Annotated in this window: 13 protein-coding genes; 11 read left to right on the forward strand and 2 right to left on the reverse strand. The window is 68.0% G+C overall.

The window, feature by feature from the left end:
- The first annotated feature begins 4 nt into the window (after positions 1-4).
- The 7 genes from parE (at position 5) to ispA (ending at position 7,694) form a co-directional block, all read left to right on the forward strand.
- Positions 5-1,903: a DNA topoisomerase IV subunit B gene (gene parE / locus N7607_RS19825; protein WP_279867800.1), complete on the forward strand. Its 1,899-nt coding sequence runs from the start codon at positions 5-7 to the stop codon at positions 1,901-1,903.
- Positions 1,904-1,926: 23 nt separating this feature from the next.
- A complete protein-coding gene (locus N7607_RS19830) occupies positions 1,927-2,892 on the forward strand; it encodes an esterase-like activity of phytase family protein (RefSeq protein WP_279867823.1) in 966 nt (321 codons plus the stop codon).
- Positions 2,889-3,416, forward strand: coding sequence for a TIGR02281 family clan AA aspartic protease (locus N7607_RS19835; protein ID WP_279867799.1), 528 nt, complete (start codon positions 2,889-2,891; stop codon positions 3,414-3,416). The genes N7607_RS19830 and N7607_RS19835 overlap by 4 nt, the downstream gene beginning before the upstream one ends.
- Before the next feature lie 13 nt (positions 3,417-3,429).
- Positions 3,430-5,688, forward strand: coding sequence for a DNA topoisomerase IV subunit A (gene parC, locus N7607_RS19840; RefSeq protein WP_279867798.1), 2,259 nt, complete (start codon positions 3,430-3,432; stop codon positions 5,686-5,688).
- 135 nt (positions 5,689-5,823) lie between these two features.
- Positions 5,824-6,534 (forward strand): ABC-type transport auxiliary lipoprotein family protein, encoded by a 711-nt coding sequence (locus tag N7607_RS19845; protein WP_279867795.1) that lies wholly within the window; start codon positions 5,824-5,826, stop codon positions 6,532-6,534.
- Between the two features lie 33 nt (positions 6,535-6,567).
- Positions 6,568-6,810 carry an exodeoxyribonuclease VII small subunit gene (locus N7607_RS19850; protein WP_137970801.1) on the forward strand — a complete coding sequence of 81 codons (243 nt, stop codon included), beginning with the start codon at positions 6,568-6,570 and terminating at the stop codon, positions 6,808-6,810.
- Positions 6,807-7,694, forward strand: a complete 888-nt coding sequence (ispA, locus tag N7607_RS19855) for a (2E,6E)-farnesyl diphosphate synthase (RefSeq protein ID WP_279867793.1) — start codon at positions 6,807-6,809, stop codon at positions 7,692-7,694. The genes N7607_RS19850 and ispA overlap by 4 nt, the downstream gene beginning before the upstream one ends.
- 122 nt (positions 7,695-7,816) lie before the next feature.
- Here the strand turns inward: ispA and N7607_RS19860 are convergent, their stop codons facing one another.
- Together N7607_RS19860 and N7607_RS19865 are read right to left on the reverse strand one after the other, a co-directional pair.
- Complete coding sequence (locus tag N7607_RS19860) at positions 7,817-8,719, reverse strand: phosphatase PAP2 family protein (RefSeq protein WP_279867791.1); 903 nt, start codon at positions 8,717-8,719, stop codon at positions 7,817-7,819.
- 86 nt (positions 8,720-8,805) lie between these two features.
- Positions 8,806-9,765: an AraC family transcriptional regulator gene (locus tag N7607_RS19865; protein WP_279867789.1), complete on the reverse strand. Its 960-nt coding sequence runs from the start codon at positions 9,763-9,765 to the stop codon at positions 8,806-8,808.
- A gap of 201 nt (positions 9,766-9,966) precedes the next feature.
- Here N7607_RS19865 and N7607_RS19870 point away from each other — a divergent pair, with 201 nt between their 5' ends.
- From N7607_RS19870 to N7607_RS19885, 4 genes are all read left to right on the forward strand, one after another.
- Positions 9,967-11,841 (forward strand): DUF1302 domain-containing protein, encoded by a 1,875-nt coding sequence (locus tag N7607_RS19870; protein WP_279867788.1) that lies wholly within the window; start codon positions 9,967-9,969, stop codon positions 11,839-11,841.
- A 2-nt stretch (positions 11,842-11,843) separates the two neighbouring features.
- Positions 11,844-13,190 (forward strand): DUF1329 domain-containing protein, encoded by a 1,347-nt coding sequence (locus N7607_RS19875; protein WP_279867786.1) that lies wholly within the window; start codon positions 11,844-11,846, stop codon positions 13,188-13,190.
- 39 nt (positions 13,191-13,229) lie between these two features.
- Positions 13,230-14,618 (forward strand): DUF1254 domain-containing protein, encoded by a 1,389-nt coding sequence (locus N7607_RS19880; protein ID WP_279867784.1) that lies wholly within the window; start codon positions 13,230-13,232, stop codon positions 14,616-14,618.
- Between the two features lie 99 nt (positions 14,619-14,717).
- The gene (locus N7607_RS19885) at positions 14,718-15,755 is read left to right on the forward strand and encodes an AraC family transcriptional regulator (RefSeq protein ID WP_279867783.1); all 1,038 of its coding nucleotides are present in this window, start codon (positions 14,718-14,720) and stop codon (positions 15,753-15,755) included.
- Positions 15,756-15,757: the final 2 nt, after the last annotated feature.

Genomic DNA, 15,757 nt, shown 5'->3' on the forward strand with positions numbered 1-15,757 from the left:
CACCATGGCCCAGCAGAACGCCTATAACGCCGATGCCATCGAAGTACTGTCCGGTCTGGACCCGGTGCGCAAGCGCCCGGGCATGTACACCGATACCGCGCGGCCCAACCACCTGGCCCAGGAAGTCATCGACAACAGCGTCGACGAGGCGCTGGCCGGTCACGCCAAATCGATCCAGGTGATCCTCCACGAGGACAACTCGCTGGAAGTGGTCGACGACGGCCGCGGCATGCCGGTCGACATCCACCCGGAGGAAGGCATCCCCGGCGTCGAGCTGATCCTTACCAAGCTGCACGCCGGGGGCAAGTTCTCCAACAAGAACTACCAGTTCTCCGGCGGCCTGCACGGCGTCGGCATCTCGGTGGTCAACGCCCTGTCCAACCAGGTCGAGGTCAAGGTCAAGCGTGACGGCAGCGAATACCGCATGACCTTCGCCGACGGCTTCAAGGCCACCGACCTGGAAGTGATCGGCAGCGTCGGCAAGCGCAACACCGGCACCAGCGTGCGCTTCTGGCCCGATCCGAAGTACTTCGACTCGCCCAAGTTCTCCATCAGCCGCCTCAAGCACGTACTCAAGGCCAAGGCCGTTCTCTGCCCGGGCCTGGAAGTCACCTTCACCGACAAGAACAACGGCGAGACCACCCGCTGGTACTTCGAGGACGGTCTGCGCTCCTACCTCGTCGACGCGGTGAGCGAATTCGTGCGCCTGCCCGACGAGCCGTTCTGCGGCTCCCTGGCCGGCAACAAGGAGGCGGTGGACTGGGCCCTGCTGTGGCTGCCCGAAGGCGGCGAGTCGCTGCAGGAGAGCTACGTCAACCTGATCCCCACCGCCCAGGGCGGCACCCACGTCAACGGCCTGCGCCAGGGCCTGCTGGATGCCATGCGCGAGTTCTGCGAGTTCCGCAACCTGCTGCCGCGCGGCGTGAAACTAGCGCCGGAAGATGTCTGGGAGCGCATCGCCTTCGTTCTCTCGATGAAGATGCAGGACGCCCAGTTCTCCGGCCAGACCAAGGAGCGCCTGTCCTCCCGCGAGGCCTCGGCATTCGTCTCCGGCGTGGTCAAGGATGCCTTCAGCCTGTGGCTCAACGCCCACCCGGAAACCGGCCTGCTACTGGCCGAACAGGCCATCGGCAACGCCGGCCGCCGCCTCAAGGCCGGCAAGAAGGTCGAGCGCAAGAAGATCACCCAGGGCCCGGCGCTGCCCGGCAAGCTGGCCGACTGCGCGGGCCAGGACCCGATGCGTTCCGAGCTGTTCCTGGTGGAGGGTGACTCCGCCGGCGGCTCCGCCAAGCAGGCCCGCGACAAGGAGTTCCAGGCCATCATGCCGCTGCGCGGCAAGATCCTGAACACCTGGGAAGTGGACGGCGGCGAAGTCCTCGCCTCGCAGGAAGTACACGACATCGCCGTGGCCATCGGCATCGATCCGGGCTCGGCCGATCTGTCGCAGCTGCGCTACGGCAAGATCTGCATCCTCGCCGACGCCGACTCCGACGGTCTGCATATCGCCACATTGCTCTGCGCCCTGTTCGTCCGCCACTTCCGCCCGCTGGTGGAAGCAGGGCACGTCTACGTGGCCATGCCGCCGCTGTACCGCATCGACCTGGGCAAGGAGATCTTCTACGCCCTCGACGACGCCGAGCGCGACGGCATCCTCGACCGCCTGGTGGCCGAGAAACGCCGCGGCAAGCCGCAGGTCACCCGCTTCAAGGGCCTCGGCGAGATGAACCCGCCGCAGCTGCGCGAAACCACCATGGACCCCAACACCCGCCGCCTGGTGCAACTGGGCCTGGACGACTTCGAGGCGACCCGCGAAGTGATGGACATGCTGCTGGCCAAGAAGCGCGCCGGCGACCGCAAGAGCTGGCTGGAGAGCAAGGGCAACCTCGCCGAGGTCATCGCGTGAGGTTGAGCCTCGCCCTCGCCGGCCTGCTGTTCGCCTGCACGGCGGCCGCGGCCGACAAGCCCAAACAACCGGTCGAGCTGGAGCTGCTGGCCGAGCATGCCGTGGACGGCATGGCCGGCGGCAATCTGTCCGGTCTGACCCGCTGCGGCGCGGACTGGCTGGCGGTGTCCGACCGCGAGGACGACCGTCTGTATCGCCTGCAGCCGGGTGACGGCGCCTGGCAGGCCGAGGCCGAGACCTTCGCAGCGCCGCCGGTGCCGCCCAGCGCGCTGCCCTGGGGCTTGCGCATGCGCACCTGGGCGGCCAACCTGGTGCGCCAGGGTGAGCTGGATTTCGAGAGCATCAGCTGCGACGACAAGGGCAACCGCTACCTGCTTAGCGAAGCCCATGTCGCCCTGCTGCAAGTCGGCCCCAGCGGCATGGCCGAATGGCTGCCGCTGCCCGACGAGCTGATCCGCCAGGCCCGCGCCAGCGGCATGCTGCTGCGCCACAACGCCCTGCTCGAAGGCCTAGCCATCGACCCGGCCGGCGAGCGTCTGTGGCTGGCCGCCGAGCGCGAGCGCCGTGGCCTGCTGGTGCTGCACAAGGACAAGGGCCGCTGGCGCTGCACCGGCGGCTGCATCCTGATGTCCGAGGCCGGCCAACTACGCTCGCCGCTGACTCCGCAGAGCGATGCCCGTCACCCGCGCAGCTTCGGCGACCTGGCCTATCTGAATGGCAAGCTGTTCAGCCTGGAACGCCTGGAGCAGCGCATCTGCCGCCGCGACCCGGCCACTGGCGCGGAGCAGAAGTGCTGGTCGTTCGCCGCTGCCGCCCTGGCCGAAGGTCGCGCCTACCCCGAACCCTACGGCGTCGCCGAGGCCCTGTGGCTGGACAAGGACGGCGCCTGGCTGGGCCTGGACAACAACGACCTGGCCCGCGCCGACGGCGAGAGCCGGCCGCTGCTGTGGCAGTTCAAGGCCCCGGCAGGCGGCTGGAGCGCGCCATGAGCGAACGCCCCACCGGCCAGCGCGCCGCCCGCGTGATGCTGATCCTGGCCTGGGTCGCGGCCCTGGCCTTGGCCACGCACTGGTTCGGCAACTGGGAAGAGCAGCGCGACAACCCCAATCGCCAGCTGCAGTCGGTGCACGGCGACGGCTATATCGAAGTGCGCCTGGCCAGCAGCCGCGGCGGCCACTACGTGCTGGACGGGCAGATCGACGGCCACACCGTGACCTTCCTGCTCGATACCGGCGCCACCGCCGTGGCCGTGCCGCAGAAACTGGCCGGCAAGCTCGGCCTGCAGCCCGGCGCGCCGGTGCAGATCCGTACCGCCAACGGTACCGTCACTGGTGCGCGCACCCGCCTCGGCCTGCTGCAGCTCGGCGATATCCAGCTGCGCGACGTGGCGGCGCTGATCACCCCCGGCATGGACGGCAACGAGGTGCTGCTCGGCATGAGCGCCCTCAAGCAACTCGAATTCACTCAGAAGGGCGGCACTCTGGTGCTGCGCCAATCGACTTCACTGAAATGACCATGAGGCACGCATGAGCGACACCCTCGATTTGAGCCTGGAAGGCGTGGAACGACGTTCCCTCGCCGACTTCACCGAGCAGGCTTATCTCAACTACTCCATGTACGTGATCATGGACCGCGCCCTGCCGCATATCGGCGACGGCCTCAAACCCGTGCAGCGCCGCATCGTCTACGCGATGAGCGAGCTGGGCCTGGATGCCGACTCCAAGCACAAGAAGTCGGCGCGTACCGTCGGCGACGTGCTCGGCAAGTTCCACCCCCACGGTGACAGCGCCTGCTACGAGGCCATGGTGCTGATGGCGCAGCCGTTCAGCTACCGCTACACGCTGGTCGACGGCCAGGGCAACTGGGGTGCGCCGGACGATCCCAAGTCCTTCGCCGCCATGCGTTACACCGAGGCGCGCCTGTCGCGCTACTCGGAAGTGCTGCTGGCCGAGCTGGGCCAGGGCACCGTGGACTGGGTACCGAACTTCGACGGCACCCTCGACGAGCCGGCGACCCTGCCGGCGCGCCTGCCCAACCTGCTGCTCAACGGCACCACCGGCATCGCCGTGGGCATGGCCACCGACGTGCCGCCGCACAACCTGCGCGAAGTCGCCAGCGCCTGCGTGCGCCTGCTGGACGAGCCGAATGCCACGGTCGAGCAACTGTGCGAGCACATCCTCGGCCCGGACTTCCCCACCGAGGCGGAAGTCATCACGCCCAAGGCCGACCTGCTGAAGATCTACGAGACCGGCCGTGGCTCGGTGCGTATGCGCGCCGTGTACCGCGTCGAGGACGGCGATATCGTGGTCACCGCCCTGCCGCACCAGGTCTCCGGGGCCAAGGTGCTGGAGCAGATCGCCGCGCAGATGCAGGCCAAGAAGCTGCCGATGGTCGCCGACCTGCGCGACGAGTCGGACCACGAGAACCCCTGCCGCATCGTCATCATCCCGCGCTCCAACCGCGTGGATGCCGACGAGCTGATGACCCACCTGTTCGCCACCACCGACCTGGAGTCCAGCTACCGGGTCAACACCAACGTCATCGGCCTGGACGGCAAGCCGCAGGTGAAAGACCTGCGCACCCTGCTCAGCGAGTGGCTGCAGTACCGCGTCGGCACCGTGCGCCGCCGCCTGCAGTTCCGCCTGGACAAGGTCGAGAAGCGCCTGCACCTGTTGGAAGGCTTGCTCACCGCCTTCCTCAACCTGGATGAAGTGATCCATATCATCCGCACCGAGGACCAGCCCAAGCCGGTGCTGATGGAGCGCTTCGGCCTCACCGACATCCAGGCCGACTACATCCTCGACACCCGCCTGCGCCAGTTGGCCCGCCTGGAAGAGATGAAGATCCGTGGCGAGCAGGACGAGCTGGCCAAAGAACGCGCCAAGCTGCTGGCCCTGCTCGGCAGCGAAGCCAAGCTGAAGAAGCTGGTGCGCCAGGAAATCCTCGACGACGCCGAGAAGTACGGCGATGACCGTCGCTCGCCGATCGTCGCCCGCGCCGAGGCCCGCGCCTTGTCGGAAACCGAGCTGATGCCGACCGAGCCGGTCACCGTGGTGCTCTCGGAAAAAGGCTGGGTACGTTGCGCCAAGGGCCACGATATCGACGCCACCGGCCTGTCGTACAAGGCCGGCGACGGCTTCAAGGCCGCCGCGCCGGGCCGCTCGAACCAGTACGCGGTATTTATCGACTCAACCGGCAGGAGTTATTCCCTCGCCGCCCATAGCCTGCCGTCGGCACGCGGCCAGGGCGAGCCGCTCACCGGCCGTCTGCAACCGCCGCCGGGTGCCACCTTCGACTGCGTGCTGCTGCCGGAAGACAGCGCCCTGTACGTGATCGCCTCCGACGCCGGCTACGGCTTCGTGGTCAAGGGCGAGGACCTGCAGGCCAAGAACAAGGCCGGCAAGACCCTGCTCAGCCTGCCCAACGGCTCGCTGGTGGTACCGCCCAAGCCGGTGGCCAGTGTCGAGGACAACTGGCTGGCGGCGGTGACCACCGAAGGCCGTCTGTTGCTGTTCCCGGTGCGCGACCTGCCGCAGCTGGGCAAAGGCAAGGGCAACAAGATCATCGGCATCCCCGGTGAGCGCGTGGCCAGTCGCGAGGAGTACCTCACCGACCTGGCCGTGCTGCCCACCGGCGCCACCCTGGTCCTGCAGGCCGGCAAGCGCACCCTGTCGCTCAAGCCGGACGACCTGGAGCACTACAAGGGTGAGCGTGGACGGCGTGGCAACAAGCTGCCGCGTGGCTTCCAGCGGGTCGATTCACTGCTGGTGGAAACCCCGGCCTGAGCCGCCGCTGCGCTCAAGCGCAGCGCGCAAGGCATGCCGTAGAGCGCCGCGGGCTGGAGTCCGCGGCCGCTTTGACGGATCATACGCGGCCTTGACGTACGATCACGGCCGCCCGCGCGGCCCTCAGGTGAACCGATGAAACTGCTGCGCCTTTCTTCCGTACTGCTGCTGACCGGCCTCCTCGGCCTGGCCGGCTGCACGGCGCACAAGCCGATACCGCTGTACCAGCTGGACAACGGCAACGCCGCCATTCCCACCCAGCCCCAGGGCCTGGCCGTGCTGCTAGGCCCCGTCTCGGTGGCTGACTACCTGCAACGCGAAACCCTCCTGCAACGTCAGAACGACGGCAGCCTGCTGGCCGCCGACGACGCGCGCTGGGCCGGCAGCCTGGCCGCCGATATCGACCAGTTGCTGCTGCGCCAGCTGGCCTGGCGCCTGGACAGCCAGCGCACCGTGCTGGCCCCCACCACCGCCGCCGACTTCAAGCCGGACGTGCAGGTGCTGCTGAACATCATCCGCCTCGACTCCGGCCCGTCCCATCCGGCCGTGCTGGAAGCCCAGTGGCGCCTGCTCGACAAGAGCGGCCAGCTGCGCGACAGCCAGCTACTGCGCCTGGAAGAGGCCCACAGCGGCACCACCGCCGACCAGGTCCAGGCGCAGAGCCGTCTGCTGCGCCAGCTGGCCCAGCGTCTGGCGGAAGCCATCGAGCCGCTGCGCAACCAACCGATCGCCGAGGCGCCCAAGCCGGCCGTCACCCCGAAACCCGCCAAACCCAAGGCCGAGCAGCAGCCACGTATCCCGTTGGTGGCGCCGACCCGCAGCAACGGCGAAGTCCTGCGCTTCTGACCCACGCCCCCACAGAGCCGAGAACCCGTCCCCATGGCCCGCAAGAAAGCCGCCGTCGATTTCGAAAAATCCCTCGCCGACCTGCAAACCCTGGTCGAGCGCCTGGAGAGCGGCGAGCTGTCCCTGGAAGATTCGCTGACCGCCTTCGAACAGGGCATCGGCCTGACCCGCGACTGCCAGGCCGCCCTGGCCCAGGCCGAGCAGAAGGTCCAGCAGTTGCTGGAGCGTGACGGCGAGCTGGAGGAAGTGCCCTTCGACGCGGACGAACAGGCATGATCGCCGCGTACCAGCAGCGCTGCCAGGCGCGGGTCGACGCCGCGCTGGAAGAATTGTTCGATGCCCCGCGCAGCGAGTTGGCCCGCCTGTACCAGGCCATGCGCTACAGCGTGGTCAACGGTGGCAAGCGCGTGCGCCCGCTGCTGGTGTACGCCGCCTGCGAAGCGCTGGAAGGTGACCTCGACCGCGCCGATGGCGCCGCCTGCGCGGTGGAGCTGATCCACGCCTACTCGTTGGTGCACGACGATCTGCCGGCCATGGACGACGACGACCTGCGCCGAGGCCAGCCGACTACCCATATCGCCTACGACGAGGCCTGCGCCATTCTCGCCGGCGACGGCCTGCAGAGCCTGGCCTTCGAGGCCCTGGCCGACGCCCGCCGCAACCCACAGGACCCGGACCTGCGCCTGTCCATGGTGCTCGGCCTGGCCCGCGCCGCCGGCCCGGCCGGCATGGTCGGCGGCCAGGCCATCGACCTCGAGTCAGTCGGTCGCCAGCTCGACCAGCAGGCCCTGGAAACCATGCACCGGCACAAGACCGGTGCGCTGATCGAGGCCAGCGTGCAGCTCGGCGCCCTGGCCAGCGGCAAGGCCGACCTGGCCGGCCTGCGTTCGCTGCAGCAGTACGCCCGGGCCGTGGGCCTGGCGTTCCAGGTGCAGGACGACATCCTCGACGTGGAAAGCGACACCGCCACCCTGGGCAAGACCCAGGGCAAGGACGAAGCCAACCACAAGCCGACCTACCCGGCCCTGCTCGGCCTGGATGCGGCCAAGGCCTATGCCCTTGAGTTGCGCGACCAGGCCCTGCACGCCCTGCGCTCGTTCGGCGACAGCGCCGAGCCGCTGCGCGAGCTGGCCCGCTATATAGTCGAACGCCGCAGCTAACCGCGGATGACTGCGCTGGGTCGCTGCATGGGCGGCCCATTATCAAACGCTGCAGCCACTGCCGTAGGGCGGTGTAACCCGCGACTTGTGTCACGCGGGTTTCACCCGCCCTACGACATCTGTCAGGCTGCGGCCGCCTCGGGCAACTGCTCCGGCTCCGGTTTGCGCACCGCCACCAACAGTCCCGCGCGCACCAGCAGCCATGGCATCAGCCAGGCCACGAACAGCCCCATCGCCAGGCCGCGCAGCCCCTGCCAGGCCATCGGCTCCAGCGGCAGGACATCGCCGAGCAGCTTCAGGCCCTTCTGCAGCAGGATAAACGCCAGCGCACCGACGAGCGCCGCCAGCAGACGGCGCCAGACAGCGACCTCGGCGGAAAACCCAAGCTGCCGATAGCCGCACAGCACGCCGACCAGCATGCCCGCCAGCAGCGGCACATAGCTGGGCGCCGCGCCCGGCCAGCTCAGCCAGGCGGCCAGGAACACCAGCAGGATCAGGCCCAGGTGCCAGCCAATATGGGCCTCGCGCCAGCCGCTCCAGCGCCGCGCGTACTCGAACACGACGAGGGTGGCGATGCCCAGCAGCGAGCCGCCGAGCACATCCTCCACGTCATGAGCGCCCAGGTACAGGCGGCTGAAGATGATCCCCGTCGCCACGACCCCAGCCACCAGCCAGGCCCAGGTTCGGCGCAGCTCCCAGGCCAGCCAGAACCAGATCACCACGGCGATCTGCGCATGGCCGCTGGGCAGGCCGAAGCTGTCGCCCACCTCGTGATCCATGCGCAGGGCGATATCCGGTCGCGGGTCCTGCCAGAAGTCCTTGAGCCAGGCATTGAGCAGCGCGGTGAGCGCCACCAGCACCAGCAGGCGCAGGAACACGCCGCGGCTCCAGGCCCAGTAGCCCAGTGGCAGGAAGAACAGGATGAATTTCTCGTAGCCGAGCAGGGTGAAGAAACGCATCAGCGGAGTGAGCCCGTCGCTGCGCAATGGCAGCACCCAGTCCAGGCTGTGCAGCAGTTCGTTCATGGCGCGCCCTCATGGGGTTCTTGTTATGGGCAGCGTTGATACCGCATCGCGGTGGCCGCAGGCAATCGCATCGCTACCGATGCTGCTCAAGCCTGGCCGGGAAGCCCCTCACGGAAGGCCGCGGGGGTCACGCCGTACCAGCGGCGGAAGGCGCGATTGAAGCTGGACAGCTCGCGATAGCCGAGCCGATCGGCCACTTCGCCCGAGGTCAGACCCTCGTCGCGCAGCAGGTCGGCGGCGAGCAGGCGGCGGTGCTCGTCGATGATCGAGCTGAAGCTCCAGCCCTCGCGCAGTAAGGTGCGATGCAGGGTGCGCGGGGTCATGTGCAAGTGTTCGGCAACCTGCTCCAGGCTGGCCTCCCCCGGCAGGCTGTCGAGCACCGCGCTGGCGACCTGCTCCAGTTCACCGCCCTCCGCAGTCTGCTCGGCGTACACCAGCAGCGCCTCTTCCAGCGCCGCGCAGACCGCCGCACTCCCGGGTAGTCGCGGCGCCCGCAGCGCCTGCAGATCGAGCACCAGCTCGTCGGCATCGGCGCCGAAAACCACCGGTGCGCCCGCCATGCGCAGCCAGGGGCTCGGGTCCGCCGGCGGGCGTCGGCGCAGGCGCAGCTCGCGCAGGGCCGCCGGGGCGCCGGGGAAGCTCTTCAGGTGGTAGACCTGCCGCGCCGCCCAGAAGTCGACTTCCTCCACCGCCGGGCGCAGGGCCACGCTGGGCCACACGCGCAGGCGCAGCACCTCGCCCTCGATCTCGGCGCTGCTCGCCGAATGGCTGGAAGCCAGCGGCCAGAAGTGCAACAGCCGCTCGATCGCGCTGAGGCGATCCGGCATCAGCTGCATCAGGTAGGCCAGGCCCTGCAGCATGCCGGGATCGTTGAGACGGGCGATCTCCAGGCCGATGGCCTCGTCTCCATCCAGACGCCGCGCCGCCTCCCAGAAGCGCCTGGCGAGAAACGAAGGCACCCGCAGATGCGGCTGGCGCAGCGTGGCCAGGCGCATGCCCCACTCGCGCTGCAGCAACTCCAGATCGATGCCGCGGGCCTCGAGCACCTGCACTGCGCCGACGAAGATCGAGGGGCAAACCGATGCCCGCGCCCGATGTCGCGGGAAAGTATTTGTCCGCCGATGACTCACGACCGCCCTCCGAATATTGCTCCCATCGAACTCCCGTCAGACCCGCGGTCATGGCGGCACTGCCGCGAATGGCAGCCGACCCTCGCCAATATAAAAACAACAGGTGATTTAGTAAGCATGAAGCAACTCGCCTCGACTCGTACACCCGTACGCCCCACCCTGCTGGCCCTGGGCGTGGCCCTCGCGACGCTCGGCAGCACAGCACAGGCCGCGACCTGGCAGGTCGGCGGTGACTGGAGCCTGACCACCAACACCACCCTCACGCTCGGCACCAGTTGGGCCCTGGAGGATGCCGACAAGGGCCTGCTGACCAAGGCCGACGCCGCCAGCATCGGCAAGGTCGGGCGCGGCATCAACTACAACGGCGACGACGGCAAGCTCAACTTCGAGAAGGGCGACACCATCTCCACGGTGTTCAAGGGCCTGAGCGACTTTGATCTCAACGATGGCAGCCAGGGCGCTTTCGTGCGCTTCAAGTACTGGTACGACCATGCCCTGGAAACCGGCGACGGCGACTTCCGCGAGTTCGACGACTCGGGCTGGCAGGACCTGGCGCGCTTCAAGGGCTTCGAGGTCCTCGACGCCTATGCCTGGAAGGACTTCGAGATTGCCGAAAGACGCCTCGGCGTGAAGGTCGGCAAACAGGTGCTGAGCTGGGGCGAGGCGCTGTTCCTGCAGAACGGCATCAATGCCATCAACCCGCTGGACGTTTCCGCATTCAACCGCCCCGGTGTCGAGCTGAAAGAAGGCCAGCTGCCGGTGGAGATGCTCAGCTTCAACTTCGACCTGGCCGACTCGCTCAGTGTCGAGGGCTTCTGGCAGTACAACTTCCGCCCCTCGGTACTCGATGGCTGCGGCACCTTCTTCAGCGGCAACGACAACGTCCAGGAAGGCTGCCAGTTCGACGCCATGATCGGTGGCGGCCTCGCCACCACCGACATCACCACCCGGCCCGATGCGGGCGCATTGCCGCCGGCGCAGCGCATGCTCGGCGAACGCTATCTGCAACGCACAGGCACCGACTGGGCCAGGGACACCGGCCAGTACGGCCTGGCCCTGCACTATGTGATCGAGGCGCTGAACGACGCCGACCTCGGCCTCTACTACGCCAACTACCACAGCCGCACGCCGCAGCTGAACGGCGTGATCTCCCGCCAGGCGCCGCTGGCCGGCGGCAACCCGGGCACCAACCTGAACACCGGCGACTACTACACCGTGTACCCGGAAAACATCCGCCTGTTCGGTACCAGCATCAGCGGTGTGGTCGGCAGCACCGCGGTGTTCGGCGAGTTGAGCTACCGGCCCAACCTGCCGCTGGGCTACAACCCCGCCGACCTGGTCGGCATCCTCGTCGGCCAGGCCACCACGCCGATCCAGCCGATGACCCCGGCCGAACTGGCCGCAGCCCGCGGCAGCACGGTGGAGGGCTACAAGCGCAAGGAAGTCTGGCAGTTCAGCCTGGGCGCCACCGACACCGTTTCCAACGTGCTGGGTGCCCAGCGCCTGGCCTGGGCCGGCGAGATCGGCGCCAACTGGATCGGCAGCCTCGACCCGCAGGACGAGCGCTATGGCCGCGCCGGCAGCTTCGGCCGCACCCCGCCCACCGACGGGGCCATCTGCACCGCCGCCACCGCTTTTGGTGCGCCGGGTGGCCTAAGCGCCGCCGAGCTGGCCGCCTACAACGCCGACAACTGCAACACCGACGGCCTGATGACCGACTTCTCCTGGGGCTACCGCCTGCGCCTGGCGCTGAACTACGAGGACCTGCTGCCGGCCACGGTGATCACCCCGTCGCTCAACTGGCGGCATGACGTCGAGGGCAACGGCCCCAACTTCCAGGAAGGCCAGCAGGCGGCAGGTCTGGCCCTGACCTTCGACTACCGCAACAACTACTCGCTAGAGCTGGCCTACAACGCCTTCTTCGGCTCCAACGAGTTCTCCACCATCGATGACCGCGACTTCGCCTCGGTCACCGTCAAAGCGAGCTTCTGATCATGACTGTCGCCCTGAAGAAACTGCCTTTCGCTCTTGCCCTGCTGGCCGCCTGCACCCTGGCACACGCCAAGGAATCCGACGCCAGCCGGCTCGACGGCTCGCTCACCCCGGTCGGCGCCGAGCGCGCCGCCAACGCCGACGGCAGCATCCCGGCCTGGGACGGTGGCCTGCCCAGCGGTGCCGCGGCCATCGCCAGCAATGGCGACTACGCCGACCCGTTCGCCAGCGAGCAGCCGCTGTACGTGATCAGCAAGGCCAACGTCGCGCAGTACCAGGCCCTGCTGAGCGCCGGCCAGCGGGCCATGTTCCAGCGCTTCCCCGACTACCGCATGCAGGTTTTCCCGAGCCATCGCACCAGCACGCTGCCCCAGGCCTATCTCGACGAGACCCGCGCCAACCTGGCCAAGGTGAGCCTCGCCGAGAACGGCAATGGTCTGAACGGCTACACCTTCGGCGTGCCGTTCGCCCAGCCCACCGAGGCGCTGGAGGTGATGTGGAACCACCTCACTCGCTTCCGCGGCGGTTCGGTGCGCCGCCAGTTCGCCTCGGCCACGGTGCAGGAGAGTGGTGACTTCACCCTGGTCAACTACGACGCCCTGAGCGCGTTCCGCGAGCGCGTCAGCGATCTGGAGCCGGGCGCCAACCTGATGTTCTTCAACCGCATCCGCACCACCTCGCCTTCGCGCTATGCCGGCGAGGTGACGCTGATCCACGAGCCACTCAACCAGGTCATCGAGCCACGCTCCGCCTGGCAGTACATCCCCGGCCAGCGTCGCGTGCGCCGCGCGCCCACCGCGGCCTACGACAGCAGTGCGCGCTACAGCTTCGGCCAGGTGATATCCGACAGCGTCGACGGCTACAACGGCGCGCCGGATCGCTACGACTGGAAGCTGATCGGCAAGCAGGAGCTGCTGGTGGGCTACAACGCCTACCGGCTGGCCAGCAAGAGCCTGAAGTACGCCGACCTGCTCAAGCCCGGCCACCTCAATCCGCAATATGCCCGCTATGAGAGGCACCGCGTCTGGGTGGTGGAGGCGACCCTGAAACAGGGCGCCCGCAACGTCTATGGCAAGCGCCGCTTCTACCTCGACGAAGACACCTGGCAGGTGATGGCGACCGACATCTACGACAGCCGTGGCGAGCTGTGGCGCAGCTACGAGTCGCACCTGGCGATGTACCACGACGTGCAGTTGCCGATCACCGTCGCCGAGGCGACCTACGACCTGATCTCTGGCCGCTACGCGACCAACTACCTGACCAACGAGGTCACCCAGAAGGCCGAGTTCGGCGCCTCGATGTCGAAGGCCGAATTCACCCCGGCCCAGCTCAAGCGCCTGGGCAAGTAGCCCCCACAGCCACATACACGACTCGAAGGAGAGCATTGCATGCCTTTCAGCAAGAAGCAGCGCTGGGGCCTGGGACTCGGAGCCGGGGCGCTGATCGCCGCCGGCCTGGTCACCGGCAGCGTCATCCACCAGGCCCGGGAAACCGCCCAGGCCTACCTGTTCGGCTATCCGCTGGTGATCATGGAGCTGACCAAACAGCACCAGATGCTGGTCGGCACCAGCGCGATCAACGGCCTCAACCACCGCCAGCGCTTCCCCGACGCCAGCTTCAACAGCGTGGTGTCACCGAACGTCGACACGCTCTACACCCTGAGCCACTTCGATCTGCGCCACGAACCGCTGGTGATGAGCATTCCGTCCACCGCCGGGCATTTCTACATGATGCAGATCATGGATGCCTGGACCAACGTGGTGGTGAGCCCCGGCACCCGCACCATCGGCACCGGGCCGAAGACCTACCTGCTCGCCGGGCCGACCTGGCAGGGGCAGGTTCCCAGCGGCATGGAGCTGGTGCGCGTGCCCACCGAGCTGGCCTGGATGATCGGGCGGATCAAGAGCAGCGGGCCACAGGACTACGCCGAGGTCGGCGCGCTGCAACAGCAGTTCAGGCTGATGCCGCTGAGCGCCTGGCAGGGGCATCCGGGCGCGCCGGCACCGGTGGAGATGGCCACCCTGCCGAGGCTCGAACGCGAGCTGCCGCCGGACCGCCAGCTCGCCAACTGGAGCCAGGACGAGTTCTTCTCCACCTTCTGCCGGCTGCTGCCGAACAACCCGCCGCGGGCCGAGGACGCGCCGATGATGGCGCGCATCAAGGCCACCGGCCTGCTCGGCGATGACTGCCAGCCGCAACTGTCGCCACTGCAGCGGCTCGGCAGCGCCATCGGCTACGAGAAGGTAGTCGCCACCCTCAACGACAGCAAAGAGCTGCTGGAAAAGCTGACCACCTACAACGGCTGGCGGATCGGCTACGACCTGGGCGAATACGCCACCCGCTATGACCAACGCGCCCTGGTGGCCAAGATCGGTCTCGGCGCCAACCTGGCGGCCGACGCGATCTATCCAAACCTGTGGAAGGACCAGGACGGCCAGCCACTCAACGGCAACCACCGTTACGTGCTGCATTTCGCCAAGGGGCAACTGCCGCCGGTGCGCGCCTTCTGGTCGCTGACCCTGTACAACGCCCGCCAGTTCCTCGCCGACAACCCGCTCGACCGCTATGCGCTGGGCGACCGTGACGACCTGCACTATAACGCCGACGGCTCGCTCGACCTGTACATCCAGCGGGAGCAGCCAAGCGAGCAGGAGCGCAGCAGCAACTGGCTGCCGGCGCCGGATGGCGACTTCAGCCTGTTCCTGCGCCTGTACTGGCCTGAACAGGCGGTACTCGACAAGCACTGGCTGCCACCGATCATCCAGCGCCTGCCCTGAGCCACCCGCCCCGGCCCCGTCCGGGGCTTTATCATTTGAAGCACCGCGCGTCTGCAGCCATGCTGCTAGGCAGCCCATTGCACACGCGCCGCCCCACCGATGACTTCGCCCGCTCCCGCCAGCATTGCCCAGACCACCCTGGCCACCATCGTCCGTACCCTGGCCACCACCCTGCGCCAGCACTATGGCATCGACCCTCTGCCGGTGCTGGCGCAGGTCGGTATCGATCCGGCGGTGATGAACGACAGCGAGCTGCGCCTGCCGATGACCACGCTCAGCCCGCTCTGGCTGCGCTGCCAGGAAGTCAGTGGCGACCCGAGCTTCGGCCTGCAGGCCGTGCGCTATCACCAGTCGGCCAACCTCTACGGCATCGATCTGGCCCTGTACGCCTGTGCCACCCTGGCCGAGGCGGTACAGCGCCAGGTGCAACTGGTCAGCCTGATCAGCACCGGCGGCGCGGCCTCCCTGCACCAGGATGCAAGCGGCGACTGGCGCATCGAATTCCGCCCACTCGCCCAGGCGCAGCCGACGATGCCGGCGCGGGACTTCTACCTGTTGTTCCAGATCCGCATGTTCGAGCGCCTCACGGGCAAAAGCGCCGCGCAGATCCTGCGCGGGATCGAATTCTATCGCGGCGCGGCGGACACTCCCGCGCTCTGGCAGGAACTGGGCGTGCCGCTGCATTTCGACTGCGACTGCGCCACGCTGATCTTCCGTCGGGAACACTGGGACTTGCCGTTGCCGGGCGCCAATCCGCGCCTGCTGGCCCTGGTCGAGCAACCCATCCTGCAGTACCTGGCCCAGCACGGCATGGCGTTGCCGCTCAGCGCCCTGCGTGCGCAGCTGGCCGGCCTCCTGGAGCGGGACTGCGGCGCCGAGCAACTGGCGAGCGCACTCGGCCTGTCACCGGAGCGCCTGCACCATAGCCTGCGCCAGCATGGCCTGACCTTCGCCCAGCTGCTCGACCAGACCCGTGAGGCCCAGACCCTGCAGTTGCTGGCCAACCCGGACCTGGCGCTGGAGCAGATCGCCACACGCGTCGGCTTCAGCAGTGCAACGAGCCTGGCCAAGGCGTTCCGCCGCTGGCAGGACAGCACGCCGATGCGCTATCGCCGCGACATCCTCGGTCAGGGCTGAGC

It is taken from the genome of Pseudomonas sp. GD04019, from assembly GCF_029837695.1.
Taxonomy (GTDB): domain Bacteria; phylum Pseudomonadota; class Gammaproteobacteria; order Pseudomonadales; family Pseudomonadaceae; genus Aquipseudomonas.